Raw genomic sequence first — 14,677 nt, 5'->3', positions numbered from 1 at the left:
GGCAGCGCGCTCAGGCCCAGGATCTTCCAGCCGACCGACGCGGCGCACGATCGTCGTCGCCGCGCTGCGGGCAACCCGGCGGCCGGCCCGGGCGTCGAACTGAGCGTGGCGGAGTACCTACACCCGGCGAGCGGTGGGACACCCTGGCGGCTGGGCGTGGCACCCGTGCCAGCGCCTGCAAACACGACTGGTCCCCACCGCGGGCCGGCCGTGTCACACTGAGCCGTGGCCCGGGTTCGTCCGTACCGGAAGCACTGGCTGATCGGGCCAGCGCTGTTGGTTTCGGCCGGGGTCCAGCTGGGCGCGGCCGGGGCCTACCAGGCGCTGCGGCCGGTGCCGCCTCCGGAGCCGTGGACGCTCACCGTCGGGATCGGCGGCGACGGCGACGGCGTGGTGCTGGTGACCGAGGTCGGCAGCGGCAGGCTGCTCCGGCGCTGCACCGGCGCCAAGGCCTGTCGGGTCGACCTGCCGCGCGACACCTACGTGACCTTGACCGCGGTGCGCGGCGACCAGATGACCTTCGAGGGCTGGGACGGCTGCGTCGGGCGGGGCGAGGACGTGCTGGTGTGCGACGCGATGATGTTCGTCGACCGCAAGGTCCTGGCCAGCTTCGGCCTGCCGGCCGGCGAGCTCGAGGTGGCGTGGGTCCCGTCGGTGGCGCAGCCCGATCTCAGCCTCCCCGAGCTGCCCAGGCCGGTGGCGCCGCCGCCGCCGATCGAGGCCGAGAAGCTCGAGGACGAGCCGCTCGAGGTGGCGATCGCGCCGCTGCCGCCGCCGCCGCCGGAGATCAAGCCGCCGACCCCGCCGCCGCCGCCGCCGCCCGAGGCCGCCGCGCCCAAGCCGCCCGTCCAGCCGCCGCCGTCGAACCTGCGCATGGTCGAGGTGCCGGATCAGAACGAGGTCAAGGACGCGCCCGACGACGCGACCCACCTGTCCGACAAGAACCGCGACGTGGCCGAGGAGTCCGCGGCCAAGGACACCAACCTCGAGAAGCAGGCCGACGGCGCGACCCCGCCGAGCGAGCAGTCGCCCGACACTACCAGCCCCGAGATCGGCGGCCCCGACGAGCGGATCGCGTCGCTCGAGACCACCGAGAGCGAGTTCACCGACCGCGATCGCGAGAGCGACAAGAGCGGCGACGACAAGGCCGCGAAGGGCCAGATCGTCGGCGAGGCCGGCGACGACGGCCAGGACGGCGACGGCGGCGATCGCAACCCGGGCCTGCTGGCGATGCGCGGCATCGGCGGGCGCGGCAAGCTGCTCGACGACAAGCGCGGCGACGGCAAGCGGCCTGGGCCCAAGGGCCTGCCGGGCCTGAACCTGCCGCTCGACGATCAGGACTACGAGCGCGCGGTCGGCAAGGACAAGGCCGACCGCGAGACCGTGCTGGCCAAGGCCCGGATGTCGGCGCACAAGGGCCGCTGGGAGCGCAAGCTCGAGGCGATCAAGAGCTCGCTCGAGAACTTCACGCCCGACGTCAAGCCCGGCAACCAGACCGCGCTCAAGACCCGGGCGTCGCCGTTCGCGGTCTACATCGCGCGCATGCACCGGCGCGTCCACGAGCTGTGGGGCTTCGGCTTCCTGGCCCACCTCGATGGCGAGTCGTCGAGCCACCCGCTCAACAACTGGGACCTGTACACGGTCATCGAGGCGTCGGTGAACCCCGACGGCACCGTCCACAAGACCACGATCACCCACAGCTCGGGCCGGCTCGAGTTCGACGTGGCCGCGATCGACACGCTGATCTCGGCGTCGCCGTTCGAGGAGACGCCCGAGGTGATCCGCTCCGCCGACGGCCGCGTGTACTTCCGCTGGGGCTTCTATCGCAACTGGCGCCAGTGCGGCACGTTCAACGTCGAGCCGTACATCCTGTCGAGCGTGCCCAACGCCGAGCCGCTCGACGACAGCCAGCTCGCGCGCTCGGCCAAGCCCGGCCGCGGCCTGCGCCCGGTGACGCCGTCGGCCGACGACACCACCCCGGCGCCGAGCCCGGTGGCCAAGGACCAGCACGTCGACTACGCCGCCAACATGTGGATGGCCGGCTTCTCGTCGGCGTCGACCGCGCGCATGCTGCGCGTCAGCGGCACGCCGTTCTACGCCGGCGACGCGGTCGCGGCCGAGCGGCCCGAGGAGCTCAAGGAGGTCTACGAGGGCCTGCTGGTCGAGTCGGGCCCGCTCAAGCGCTTCGACGTGATGCCGGCGGCCAGGTTCACGCAGCAGACCCACATCGCCGTTGCCGATCCGGCGGCGATGGTGATCCTGGTCGAGGCCGGCAAGGCCCGCTTCGGCGTGGTCCTGACCGCGACCCGCTCCGGCGAGTACCGCGCCACCGCGATCGTGCGCTGAGCCGACGGGCCGGCGCTGGCTCCGGCTCCGACTCCGGCGCCGCGGCTCCCCGGCTCGCTCCGGCGCCGCCTCCGGCCGGGCCCGGGGTCGGCTCCGCTCCGGCTCCCCGGTGCGGCCTGACCGACCCGGTGCTGGCCCCGGCTTCGGCTCGCCGCCCTGTCGCCGCCAGTTCCCCCCCCCTCTGGTCCGCCGTTCCGTGGCGGCTCAGTACTGGTGCGCGGGCAGGGCGTACAGCTCGCACGGCCGGCTGTAGCGCAGCACGCCGTTGTCGTCGACGGGCGTGCCGACCGGGGACCGCTGCAGCACGCCGCCGCCCCAGTTGAACTGGCCGTCGATGAACGCCAGCATCACGCACATCTCCTGGTCGCCCACGCCCCAGCGGACCGTGTTGGTGCGATCGCTGGTGAACTCGCACGAGAACCGCAGCGACTGGAAGCCGGTCAGATCGAACGCGGGCGTCAGCGCCTTGCCGGCCGGCTCGCCGATCGCGCTCATCGTCGAGAACACCGTCGTGTCGCCGGCCGGGCCGCCGCCGGCGACGATGTCGATCTTGCGGCCGAGGTCGTGGTAGTGCGGCAGCGCGTAGTAGACCTTGAGGTCGAGCGGGCCGCCGATCACCTCCTCGAACCGCGCCGCCAGGGGGCAGTCGACGGTGAACGACGCGGTGCGCCCCGGCGGGATCTCGAGCGCCTCGTAGGTCAGCGACAGCGCCGCCAGGCGGGTCACGACGTCGGCCGGCGCGATCGGCGTGAGCGTGAGATCGAGCGGCGTGACCAGGGCCTCGTCGCTGGTGTTGAGCAGGTGCACGCCCGCGACGATCTTGGCGTGGGGCGGGATCGCGATCGCGACGCCGGGCGGGAACGCCTGGGTCTCGTCGACCGCCTGGGTGGTCTGCGCGAACAGCACGCCGCCCATCGCCGCCGCCAGGGCCTCGTCGTAGTTGCGGTCGCTGCAGCGCCAGGCGCCGTCGGGGCCGGCGTAGGAGGTCTCCGGCACCCAGAACCAGTTGGAGTGGTGGAAGCCGGTGCCGGTCGACAGGTTCACCTCGTTGATGAACAGCGGCGTGTCGTTGTCGAGCGTCCAGCTCACGCACTGGTTGGTCAACTCCTGGCCCGCGGCCAGATCGAACGTGTTGATCCGCTGGCTCAGGGGCGCCGGCGCGCCGGCCGCGTCGGGCTGCCCGGCGTCAGGGGACGAGCACGCCGCCGCGGCGACGACGAGGACCAGGGACGGACGGACCATCGGCCGATGGTACCGGGGCGTGGTCGGGCCGCCAAGCGCCGCGATCGCGCGCTACCATGGCCCGATGTCGTCCTTGCTCGAGTGGGCCGAGTCGGTCTGGACCGGCGCGGCCCGGACTGACCACACCTCGATCATCACCGGGGGCATGGGCACGCCCATGACCGAGGTCGCGCCGGGCGTGGCCTTCCTCGCCAACTTCGCCAACGTGATCGCGATCGACGGCGGCGACGGCGTCGGGCTGATCGACACCGGCAGCTTCATGACCGCGCAGCGGGTGTTCGCCGAGGTCACGCGCTGGCGGACCGCGCCGGTGGTGGCCGCGGTCTACACCCACGGGCACGTCGACCACGCGATGGGCGTCGGGCCGTTCGACGACGCGGCCGTGGCGGCCGGGCGCCCGCGGCCCCGGGTCTACGCCCACGAGGCGGTCGCCGCCCGGTTCGATCGCTACAAGCTGACCGCCGGCTGGAACACCGCGATCAACACCCGGCAGTTCCGCGTGCCGGGCCTCCGGTGGCCGACCGAGTACCGCTACCCCGACGTCACCTACCGCGGCCACTGGAAGCTGGCGATCGGCGAGGTCAAGGTCGAGCTGCACCACGCGCTCGGCGAGACCGACGATCACACCTGGGCCTGGCTGCCCGACGCCCGCGTGCTGTGCACCGGCGATCTGTTCATCTGGGCCGCGCCCAACTGCGGCAACCCGCAGAAGGTCCAGCGCTACGTGCGCGAGTGGGCCGACGCGCTCGACGCGATGCGCGCGCTGGCGCCCGCGGTGCTCTTGCCCGGCCACGGCGCGCCGATCATCGGCGCCGATCGGGTCGCCCAGGCCCTGGCCGAGACCGCGACGCTCCTGCGCACGATCCACGATCAGACCGTGGCCGCGATGAACCAGGGGCTCTGCCTCGACGAGGTGGTCGCGTCGGTCGCGATCCCGAGCGCGCTGCTCGAGCGGCCGTACCTGCGCCCGGTCTACGACGATCCGGCGTTCATCATCCGCAACGTCTGGCGCCGCTACGGCGGCTGGTGGGACGGCAACCCGGCCCACCTGCTGCCGCCGCGCGAGCGCGCGCTCGCGGCCGAGGTGGCGGCGCTGGCCGGCGGCGGCGCGGCGCTCGCGGCCCGGGCCGAGGCGGTGGCCGCGACCGATCTGGCGCTGGCGTGTCAGCTGGCCGAGTGGGCGGCCGCGGCCGCGCCCGACGACGCCGGCGTGCGCGCGATCCGCGCGGCGGTGTACAAGCAGCGCGCGACCGCGCAGCCGAGCCTGATGGCCAAGAGCATCTTCACGGCGGCCAGCGAGGGCCGATGACCCTGGGGCAGCTGGCGCCGATCGTCATCGGCACGTCGGTCCAGCTCGGCTTCCACGTGTACCTGTGGCGGCGGCTCGTGCGCGACACCGGCGTGGCCGGGCGCTGGCGCCGCGCCGCGGCGGTCGCGATCGCCCTGCTCGCGCTGTCGGTGCCGGCGACGATCTGGCTCAACCGCGCCGGCCAGGAATGGGTGGGCCCGACGCTGGGCTGGATCAGCTTCCCGTGGATGGCGCTGGTCGCGGTCACGGTCGGCGTGCTGGCCGCGCTCGACCTCGGGCGGCTGGCGGCGCACGGCTGGCGGCGCTGGCGGCGCGCGGCCCCGATCGATCACGGCCGCCGGCTGGCGCTGGCGCGGATGACCGGTGGCGCCGCGGCGCTGGCGAGCGCGACCACGGTCGCGGCCGGCGTGCGGACCGCGCTCGGCGATCCCGAGGTCTCGACCGTCGAGGTCACCGTCCCGGGCCTGGGCCGCGAGCTCGACGGCTTCACGATCGCGCAGGTGACCGACCTCCACGTCGGCATGACGATCGATCGCGCCTACGTGGCGCGGGTGGTCGAGCTGACCAACGCGATCGGCGCCGACGTGATCGCGCTGACCGGCGATCTGGTCGACGGGCGGGTGGCGGCGCTGCGCGACGACGTCGCGCCGCTCGCCGGCCTGCGCGCGCCCGAGGGCGTGTACTTCGTCACCGGCAACCACGAGTTCTACGCCGGGGTCGAGCCGTGGCGCGCGCACCTGCCGACCCTGGGCCTGGCGCCGCTGCGCAACCAGCACGTCGTGATCCGCCGCGGCGCCGCGGCGCTGGTGCTCGCCGGCGTCGACGATCACGGCGGCGGGCGGTTCGGCGCGCCACCGCGGTACGACGCCGCGCTGGCCGGCCGCGATCCAGCGCACCCGGTGGTCTTGCTGGCGCACCAGCCCAAGCAGATCGTCCACGCGATCCGCCACGGCGTGGCGCTGCAGCTGTCGGGGCACACCCACGGCGGCCAGGTGTGGCCGTGGCACTACGTGGTCGCGCTGCAGCAGGGCGGGCGGGTCGCGGGCCTGTACCACGAGGGCGGCACGACGCTGTACGTGTGCCGCGGCGCCGGCTACTGGGGACCGCCGGTGCGCGTCGGCGCGCCGCCCGAGATCGCGCGGATCGTGCTGCGGGCCCCGGCGTGAGGATCGCGCGCGTGCGGTTCGCGCTGGCGCTGACGCTGGCGGCGTGCGGCGCGCGCGGGCCCGGGCTCGACCGCGAGGCCGCGGCGGCGCTGTTCACCCGGGTCACGATCGACACCGGCGGGGTCCACGGCCTCTCGGGCCTGGCGGTCGACGGCGACGGCACGCTGTGGACCGTCGCCGAGCGGGGCGCGGCGGCGTTCGCGATCACGCTCGAGGGCGAGCGCGCGACCACGGTGCGGGCGCCGGTGCGCGGCGTCCCGGCCGACGAGGATCTCGAGGCGGTCGCCATCGCGCCGGACGGTCTCTGGGTCGGGACCGAGGGGCGCGATCACGGCGTCGCGCGGGTGTTCGCGCTGACCCGCGTCGGCGACGCGCTGGTGGCGACGGCGCCGCCGATCGAGCTGCGCCAGGACGAGGTCGGCGTCGAGGTCGGCGCCAACCGCGGCGCCGAGGGCGTGTGCAGCGCCGGCGACCTGCTGGCGATCGCGATCGAGACCGCGGGCACCGACGGCGACGGGCGCTGGGCGCCGATCGTCACGATCGATCGGGCGCGCGATCGCCGCGCGGTCCAGCGGCTGCGGCTCACGACCACGACCGGCAAGCTGTCGGCGCTCGAGTGCTGGCGCGACGGCGAGCGCGTGCGCGCGCTGGCGATCGAGCGGCACTTCGCGGTCACGCGCATCCTGGCGTTCGACCTGGGCGGCGACGCCGCGACGATCGTGCCGACGGTGGTCCTCGATCTGGCGCCGGTGCTGCGCGGCAGCCTGAACCTCGAGGGGCTGGCGCGGCTGCCCGACGGGCGCGTGGTCGCCGCCGTCGACAACCAGTACCGGACGATCACCGGCCCCGACGAGCTGCTGGTGTTCCGCGCGCCGCTGGTCTCGCCGCCGTAGCGCGGTCGGACCGCGCCGCCGGTGGAGACCTCGCGACGCTGCCGAATCCCCGACGGTCGATCGCGACCGCGGTGTTGACCAGTGGACACCGAGCGCCGTGGCCGGGCCGATCGTCGCGGCACGTCGACTGCAATATCGACGCGCATGCGGATCGCGTGGAGCGTGGTGAGCGTGTTGGTCGGCGTCGGCGTCGGCGTCGGCGCCTGCGCCGATCGTCGGATGGCGGTGGAGGATTGCCGCGCGACCGAGGTGACCCCGGTCGCGCTCGCGCCCGGGGCCGCCGCGTCGGTGACGCTGCGCCTTGGCTGCAGCGAGATCTACTCGGCGGGGTCGTTCGGCCTGGCCGCCGCGCGCGACGGCGCGCCGACCGGTCCCGTCTACCCGATGAGCGCGCGCGAGCTGCCGGGGCTGACCCTGCGCTTCGAGCTGCCGGCCGACGCGCTGACCGCGACGGCCGGCGCGGCGGTCGTGGTCGTCGACGACGACGACGACGAGGGCGCGTGGTACCCGGTCGCCGACGTGTCCTGGTCGCTGGCGGTGGCGCCGTGACCGTCCGGGCGGCGGGGGTGCTCGCGATGGTGGCCCTGGCGGTCCCGTCGTCGAGCCGCGCCGACGACTGGACCGCGCCGGGCCTGGCGCCGCTGCCGACCACGGCGGTCGGCTTCGTGGTCGACGCCGCGCTGGTCGAGGGCACGCCGGGGTTCTCGTCGCGGGCCCTCGCCGGCACCGCGCACGTGCGGCTGGCGAGCGCCGGGTGGGTGCTGGCGATCTCCCTTGGCGCGGTCACCTGGCGTGAGCGCGACACCCGCCGCGGCGTCGAGATCAACGACGGCACCGGCCGCGCCGGCGCGCGCGTCGACGTCGCGCGCTGGTGGTCGCCCCGGCCCGGGCGCTGGCGGCCGGTGGTGCGGCTGCAGCTGCTCGAAGCGACCGACGTCTGGCGCGCCCCCTCGGCCCTCGACGTCGACCTCGCGCAGCAGCCGCACCACGACGCGTTCCCGACGATCCGGATCGCAGGCGGCGCGCGCAGCGTGACCGCTGACTGGATCGCCCAGCTCGAGGTCGGCGGCGAGCTGACCTTCCACACCGAGCCGCACACGCCGCGGCCGTTCGCCTACGCCTGGCTCGGCGCGTCGCTGGCGTGGCGCGTGACCCCGACCACCGCGCTCGGCCTGGTCGCGCACGCGCGCGCGGCGCTGGCCCCGTCCGGCGCCAGCGAGGACAACCTCGGCACCAGCGTCGGGCTAGGCGCGCAGCAGCGCTTCGGGCCAGGCCGGCTCCAGCTCGCCGCGCTGGTCCGGATCGATCAGCTCGACGCCGCGCCGCTCGCGCTGACCATCGGGTACGAGGTGGCCCGGCGGTGAACGCCCGGGGGGCGTCGACCTGATCAGTAGCGCGGCCACTCGGCGCAGCACGCGGCCTGGAACTGAAGCTGGTAGAAGCCCTCCGAGACCATCTCGGCGGTGCAGCCCGAGACCGTGGCGAAGGCGCCGCTCCCGGTCGGCGTCGAGGTCCAGGCCCGACCTGGCGCGCCGGCGCCGGCGCGGCACACTGCCATGCGGTACTGGGTCAGCGTGCACAGCGACGCGCGATGCTGTCCGAAGCAGTACTCGTCCGCCATGTCCCAGGTGAGCGCTGGGCCCACGTCGAAGCACAGGGTCGACAGCGGCAGCTCGATCTGGACCATGCCGCTCGGGCAGTTCGCGAGCGCGCTTGGCCCCGGTGCGCCGGTGGCGCCGGTGGCGCCGGCGGGGCCGGTGAGGCCGATGGGGCCCTGCGAACCGGTGGCGCCGGCGGGCGGTGAGGGGGGGGTGGCGCGGCGGGGAGGCCGATGGGGCCCTCGAACCGGTGGCGCCGGCGGGGCCGGTGAGGCCGATGGGGCCCTGCGAACCGGTGGCGCCGGCGGGGCCGGTGAGGCCGATGGGGCCCTGCGAACCGGTGGCGCCGGCGGGGCCGGTGAGGCCGATGGGGCCCTGCGAACCGGTGGCGCCGGCGGGGCCGGTGAGGCCGATGGGGCCCTGCGAACCGGCAGGCCCTGTGGCACCCGTGAGACCGGTTGCGCCCGTGAGACCGATCGGCCCCTGCGGACCGGTGGCGCCGGCGGGGCCAGTGAGGCCGGTCAGGCCCTGCGGGCCGGCAGGCCCTGTGGCACCCGTGAGACCGGTTGCGCCCGTGAGACCGATCGGCCCCTGCGGACCGGTTGGCCCTGTGAGTCCGGTCGGCCCTGTGAGTCCGGTCGGCCCCTGCGGGCCGGTTGCGCCGGCGGGGCCAGTGGATCCCGTGAGGCCGGTGAGACCCGTCAGTCCGATCGGCCCCTGCGGGCCCGCGGGTCCGGTGAGTCCCGTGAGCCCGATCGGGCCCTGGGGGCCGGTGGCGCCGGCCGCGCCGGCCGGCCCAGTGGCGCCGGTGAGTCCGGTGAGTCCCGTGAGCCCGATCGGGCCCTGGGGGCCGGTGGCGCCGGCCGCGCCGGCCGGCCCAGTGGCGCCGGTGAGTCCGGTGAGCCCGGTGAGCCCGATCGGGCCCTGGGGGCCGGTGGCGCCGGCCGCGCCGGCCGCGCCGGCCGGCCCGGTGGCGCCGGTGAGTCCAGTGAGCCCGGTCAGCCCGGTGGGTCCCTGAGGTCCGGCCGCCCCGGCGGGACCGGCGGGACCGGTGAGGCCGATCGGGCCCTGGGGCCCGACGAGCCCGCTGGGATCGCCGACCCAGTGGCCGTTCTGATCGATGACCGGGGTGGTGCCGATGAACACGCTGCCCGGGTGGATGTCGCCGATCACGTCGCCGGCGACCTGCGCGTAGGGCACGCTCACCAGCTCCTCGCGCGGGGTCATCTCCGGATCCGCGGCGACCTGGATGCCGAGGTACTTGGGCGTGCCGTCGAACAGCGGCAGCGGCGTCGTCCCGCCGAGGCCGACGATGAAGTATCCGTCGTCGAACGTCACGGTGTGGGCCTCGGTCCAGATCGCGGCGCCGCCCGACGGCACGTCGTAGAGCGCGAACACCATGGCGACGTCCCCGACGACCGGCTGCGCTCCGGCGTCGAACATCCGGCCGGTCTGCGTGAACAGCGCCGGCACGTCACCCTGGCCAGCGGTGGCGGTCTGCGCGCCGCCGAGCACGGTGAGCGCGAGGACGGCGGTGGCGATGATCGTGCGCATGGATGCTCCTCGGGTCAGGTTCGACGCGATCACGGCTGCGTGGCTCCGGTGATGCCACCCCGGCGCTGGTACGACGGCGACGCGGACGAGCCGTCGCCGCTGCGTAGCGTGCCGTACAGCGAGTAGTTGGGGCTCGCGGCCCGCACCGCACCCGTGACCGTGCCCGTACCGGGGTGACCGATCGCCGCGTCGAGCCCCGCGTCGGGCGGATCGACCGGGGTGTCGATCGTGCCGGCGTCGACCGGACCGGCGTCGACGCCGGGGCTGGCGTCGACGATCTTGGCGCCACCCCCGCCGCAGGCGCACAGGGTGACGGCCATCGACATCAGCAAGACTCGCATCGATCGATGGTCGACGCTCACCCCCGGAGGCGTCAAGCGTTCGCACGCACGTGCCCGAAAATGCCGACGCCCGGCGGGTGGCCGGGCGTCGCGCGACGTGGACGTTCGTCGGTGTTACTTGCCGAAGCGATACGTCGTGAACATCGAGTCCATGCGCGTGTCCTGGCCCGCGCTGAAGCGGTCCATGCAGGAGTCGTCGGTGTAGTCCATGAAGTTGGTGATGGGGTCGGCGCCGGCGAGGTTGGCGCAGGTGTCGCGGCCGACCGGGCAGCCGAACGCCGCGCTCTTCTCGGCGGGGGTGTCGGAGACGCCGTCACCACCGGTCGACTTGCGGGCGCAGCCGCCCTGGAACGTGTGGTACAGGCCCATCCAGTGGCCGACCTCGTGGGTCGCGGTGTCGCCGAGGTTGTACGGCGCCGCGCTGCCGCCGGGCAGCGACGAGTACAGGATGACCACGCCGTCCATCTTCGGGCTCGACGCGTAGCTCGACGGGAAGGTCGCCCAGCCGAGCAGGCCGCCGCCCATGTTGTTCGAGTAGATGTTGAGGTCGTCGGCCGAGCCCTGGCGGAGCGCGGTCTTCATCTGCGTCTCGCAGGTGCCGCCAGCGCACGTGTACCAGCTCGCGTTGGTGGTGCGATCGGTGCTGACCAGGTTGAACTGCCAGCCGGTCGAGGCGTAGGCCGCGTTGAGCACGCTGATCTGCGAGGCGATCTGGCTGTCGGAGATGTTGCCGCTCGAGGCCGAGCTGCCGTTGTTGATCACGTGCCAGTAGACGGGGATGGTCCCGCCGGTGGCGTTGGCGACCACGTCGTTCTTGTGCGCGGCGAGGTAGGCGCTGGCCTCGTCATCGACCGCTGTCATCTCCTCCGCGGTGACGTCGGGCGTCGCGCACAGGCGGTTGTTCGCGTCCGACCAGCCGGGGCGCTGGTCGCCGGCCACGGGGGTGCCGCTCTCGTCGATGGTGTCCTCATCGGCCATGACGCAGGCGCCCAGCGCGAGCAGACCCAGGGGCAGAAGAATCGAAGCGCGAGAAGCAAGACGGCGCATCAGTGGCTCCCTCGTTTTGGAATCGTGTGGAGCCAAGGCCCTGAGCACATTGCGTTCCAACGTGGGGATCTGTCCGTGCGACGGAGACGTCGCACCACGCGTCGCATGCATTGCAACGACTTGCGCCCCGGCGAAGACCACCACGCCCGACTGGGCACGACGGTCACCTACATCGGTCGGTGGTGAGCCGACTCTCCGGCACCGGGGGGGCATGTGTCAGCTTGTCCTAGTCGTAGCAGCGTTCCGCCACGGCGATACCGTAGGTGGATCCGCGCGGAGCTGATTCCTCGACGGACAAGGTGCGATCTGTCGGTGTCGGCCTACACGGTGTGATGACGCGCCGCGCAGCGTCCCCGGTGGCCCTGACCGCGCCGCCCGTGTCGGCCCAGGTGCGACCGCAGGCCCGGCGCCGGCGTATAGTCGTCGGCCATGAACGAGTCGACCGTCGATCGCGCCCGGGCCTGGGTCGCCCGAGATCCCGACCCCGAGACCCGCGCCGAGCTGGCCTCGCTCATCGAACGCGCGGCGACCGACGGGACCGCCGCCGACGAGCTCGACGAGCGGATGAGCGGCCGGCTCGAGTTCGGCACCGCCGGGATCCGGGGCGTGCTGGCGGCGGGCCCGCAGCGCATGAACCAGCTGCAGGTCCGCGAGGTCACCGCCGGCGTCGCGGCCTACCTGGTCGCCGAGGTGCCCGACGCCTGCGCCCGCGGGGTGGTCGTGGGGCACGACGCCCGCCACAAGTCGCGGCTGTTCGCGGAGGAGACCGCGGCGGTGCTGGCGGCCGCGGGGTTCACGGTGTGGCTGGCCGAGGCCGAGTGGCCGACGCCGGTGACCGCGTACGCGGTGCGCGCGCAGCGGGCGGCCGCCGGGGTCATGGTGACCGCCAGCCACAACCCGCCCGAGTACAACGGCTACAAGGTCTACTGGGGCAACGGCGCGCAGATCATCCCGCCGATCGACGGCGGCATCGCCGCCGCGATCGAGCGCGCCGCCGCGGCGCCGATCCCCGTGGCCGAGCTGGCGGCGGCCCGGGCCGCGGGCCAGGTGCGCGCGATCGGCGCGGCGATGGAGTCGGCGTACGTCGAGGCGGTGCTGGCGCTGCAGGTCGCGCCCGAGGTGTCGCGCGCGGCGCTGGCGATCGCGTACACGCCGCTGCACGGCGTCGGCGCGGCCCTGGTCGAGCGCGTGCTCGCCGCCGCGGGCTTCGATCGGGTCGCGACCGAGCCCAGCCAGCGCGCCCCCGACGGCGCGTTCCCGACGGTGGCCTTCCCCAACCCCGAGGAGAAGGGCGCGATGGATCGGGTGCTGGCGCTGGCGGCCCGCGAGCGCGCGGCGCTGGTGCTGGCCAACGACCCCGACGCCGACCGCCTGGCGGTCGCGATCCCCGACGCGTCGACGGCGACCGGTTACCGGATGTTGACCGGCGATCAGGTCGGCGTGCTGCTGGCCGACTACCTCCTGGCCCACGCCGGCGCCGGCCCGCGGCTGGTGGCGTGCAGCCTGGTGTCGTCGCAGATGCTCCGGTTCCTCGCCGCTACCTACGGCGCCGACAGCAAGGAGACGCTGACCGGCTTCAAGTGGATCGCCAACGAGGCGCTGGCGTGGCAGGCGCGCACCGGCGGGCGGTTCGTGATGGGCTACGAGGAGGCGCTCGGCTACTGCGTCGGCGAGCTGGTCGGCGACAAGGACGGCGTCTCGGCGGCGCTCCTGTTCGCGGAGCTGGCGGCGTGGAACCGCGCGCGCGGGCGGACGATCGCCGAGCACCTCGACGATCTCTATCGGCGGGTCGGGCTGTTCGTGACCGAGCAGGTCTCGATCACGCTGCCGGGCGCCGACGGCATCGCCGCGATCAAGCGCGGCATGGCCGCGGTGCGGGGCGCGCCGCCGACCGCGCTCGGCGACGTCGCCGTCGAGCAGGTGCGCGACCTGGCCCTGGGCGCTGACGGGCTGCCGCCGTCGGACGTGCTGGTGTTCGCGCTGGCCGAGGGCCGCCGCGTGATCATGCGGCCGTCGGGCACCGAGCCCAAGCTCAAGAGCTACTACGAGGTGCGGGTGGCGGTCGGCGCCGACGAGCCGCTGGCCGACGCGCGCGCCCGCGGCCTCGCCGATCTGGGGCGGCTGCGCGACGCGCACCAGGCGCTGCTGCGCCAGGCGATGGGCTCGTGACCGCGCGCCCCGACGTGCTCGACGGCGCCGCCCTCGGGCACTGGGTCGAGCTGGTGCTGCCCGAGCCGCCGTGGAAGCGCGCCGTGCCGTTCGTCGGCTTCGTCTACATGGACTGGGAGGCCGGCATGTCGGCCAAGGGCGGCCCGGCCGATCGCCCCGACGATCCCCCCAGCCTCACGGTGCGCCTGCCGATCGGCGCGCCGAGCCGGATCCTGACCGCCGACGAGGTGGCCGCGAGCGGGCGCCCGACCGCGCCGCCGTGGGTCGAGCACTTCGGGCCACAGCCGCCGACCGACGCGCCCTGGCGCCGCGATCCGGCGCTGGCCGGGCGCTGGCACAAGCAGTTCCCCGACGACCTCCAGGTGCTGGTCCACGACGGCGAGCCGCGCCGGACCCAGCGCCCGCCCGAGGGCTGCTGGGTCCGCGTCGACGCGGTCGTGCCGGCGCCAGCGCGGCCGAGCGCGAGCGCCGACGGCGCGCCGATCGCCCGCGGCGCGGCGATCTACGTCGGCGCGCTGCTCAGCGAGCCGCGCGCGCTGACCAGCGTGGCCCAGGGCGCGCGGATCCACGTCGTGCCCGATCCGGGCGGGCGCCATCCGCTGGCGGTGACCGAGGCCTACCTGGCCGAGCGGGCGGCCTGGACGATCACGCCGTGCCCGCGCTGCGGCCTGGGCGAGGGCCTCGATCCGCCGTCGGTGATGGCCGCGACCCGGTTCCCCGACGCGGCCGCGCCGCCGATCATGTTCACGGCCCACTGCCCGCTGTGCGGCCCGCCCGCGGCGCTGACGTTGGCCCGCGGCGACGGCGCGTGATCCGCGGCGCTGACGCGTGATCCGCGGCGCTGACGCGTGATCCGCGGCGCTGACGCGTGATCCGCGGCGCTGGCGCGTGATCCGCGGCGCTGACGCTGGCCCGCGGCGACGGCGCGTGACCCGCGGCGACGGCGCGTGACCCGCGGCGACGGCGCGTGATCCGCGGCGTGGCCCCGGGGGCCCCGAGGCGCGTGGCCCGC

The 14,677-nt window shown here is 74.9% G+C and carries 12 protein-coding genes; 8 read left to right on the top strand and 4 right to left on the bottom strand.

Annotation, left to right across the window (positions count from 1 at the left end):
- Window positions 1-225 precede the first annotated feature (225 nt).
- On the top strand, window positions 226-2,346 hold the full coding sequence (locus IPL61_02230; protein ID MBK9030151.1) for a hypothetical protein: 2,121 nt from the start codon (window positions 226-228) through the stop codon (window positions 2,344-2,346).
- Window positions 2,347-2,550: 204 nt separating this feature from the next.
- On the opposite strand, the gene IPL61_02225 is transcribed toward IPL61_02230, so the two are convergent.
- Window positions 2,551-3,588, bottom strand: coding sequence for a hypothetical protein (locus tag IPL61_02225; protein MBK9030150.1), 1,038 nt, complete (start codon window positions 3,586-3,588; stop codon window positions 2,551-2,553).
- A gap of 64 nt (window positions 3,589-3,652) precedes the next feature.
- On the opposite strand from IPL61_02225, the gene IPL61_02220 reads away from it, so the two are divergent.
- The 5 genes from IPL61_02220 (at window position 3,653) to IPL61_02200 (ending at window position 8,320) form a co-directional block, all read left to right on the top strand.
- Window positions 3,653-4,897: an MBL fold metallo-hydrolase gene (locus IPL61_02220; GenBank protein ID MBK9030149.1), complete on the top strand. Its 1,245-nt coding sequence runs from the start codon at window positions 3,653-3,655 to the stop codon at window positions 4,895-4,897.
- Entirely contained in the window at window positions 4,894-6,063 is a 1,170-nt protein-coding gene (locus IPL61_02215; GenBank protein ID MBK9030148.1) for a metallophosphoesterase, read from the top strand. The genes IPL61_02220 and IPL61_02215 overlap by 4 nt, the downstream gene beginning before the upstream one ends.
- Window positions 6,064-6,074: 11 nt before the next feature.
- The gene (locus tag IPL61_02210; GenBank protein ID MBK9030147.1) at window positions 6,075-6,956 is read left to right on the top strand and encodes an esterase-like activity of phytase family protein; all 882 of its coding nucleotides are present in this window, start codon (window positions 6,075-6,077) and stop codon (window positions 6,954-6,956) included.
- A gap of 81 nt (window positions 6,957-7,037) precedes the next feature.
- Window positions 7,038-7,505, top strand: coding sequence for a hypothetical protein (locus tag IPL61_02205; GenBank protein ID MBK9030146.1), 468 nt, complete (start codon window positions 7,038-7,040; stop codon window positions 7,503-7,505).
- A complete protein-coding gene (locus IPL61_02200) occupies window positions 7,502-8,320 on the top strand; it encodes a hypothetical protein (GenBank protein MBK9030145.1) in 819 nt (272 codons plus the stop codon). Before IPL61_02205 ends, IPL61_02200 begins: the two co-directional genes overlap by 4 nt.
- On the opposite strand, the gene IPL61_02195 is transcribed toward IPL61_02200, so the two are convergent.
- The 3 genes from IPL61_02195 to IPL61_02185 form a co-directional block, all read right to left on the bottom strand.
- Window positions 8,201-9,781, bottom strand: a complete 1,581-nt coding sequence (locus IPL61_02195) for a hypothetical protein (GenBank protein MBK9030144.1) — start codon at window positions 9,779-9,781, stop codon at window positions 8,201-8,203. The genes IPL61_02200 and IPL61_02195 overlap by 120 nt on opposite strands.
- 356 nt (window positions 9,782-10,137) lie before the next feature.
- Window positions 10,138-10,449 carry a hypothetical protein gene (locus IPL61_02190; GenBank protein MBK9030143.1) on the bottom strand — a complete coding sequence of 104 codons (312 nt, stop codon included), beginning with the start codon at window positions 10,447-10,449 and terminating at the stop codon, window positions 10,138-10,140.
- Window positions 10,450-10,563: 114 nt separating this feature from the next.
- Window positions 10,564-11,496, bottom strand: a complete 933-nt coding sequence (locus IPL61_02185) for a zinc metalloprotease (GenBank protein ID MBK9030142.1) — start codon at window positions 11,494-11,496, stop codon at window positions 10,564-10,566.
- A gap of 429 nt (window positions 11,497-11,925) precedes the next feature.
- On the opposite strand from IPL61_02185, the gene IPL61_02180 reads away from it, so the two are divergent.
- On the top strand, window positions 11,926-13,665 hold the full coding sequence (locus IPL61_02180; GenBank protein MBK9030141.1) for a phospho-sugar mutase: 1,740 nt from the start codon (window positions 11,926-11,928) through the stop codon (window positions 13,663-13,665).
- On the top strand, window positions 13,662-14,477 hold the full coding sequence (locus IPL61_02175; protein MBK9030140.1) for a hypothetical protein: 816 nt from the start codon (window positions 13,662-13,664) through the stop codon (window positions 14,475-14,477). Before IPL61_02180 ends, IPL61_02175 begins: the two co-directional genes overlap by 4 nt.
- Window positions 14,478-14,677: the final 200 nt, after the last annotated feature.

This window comes from Myxococcales bacterium (assembly GCA_016717005.1).
Classification (GTDB): Bacteria; Myxococcota_A; Polyangia; order Haliangiales; family Haliangiaceae; genus UBA2376.
This window is presented reverse-complemented; position numbering and strand designations above follow the sequence as displayed.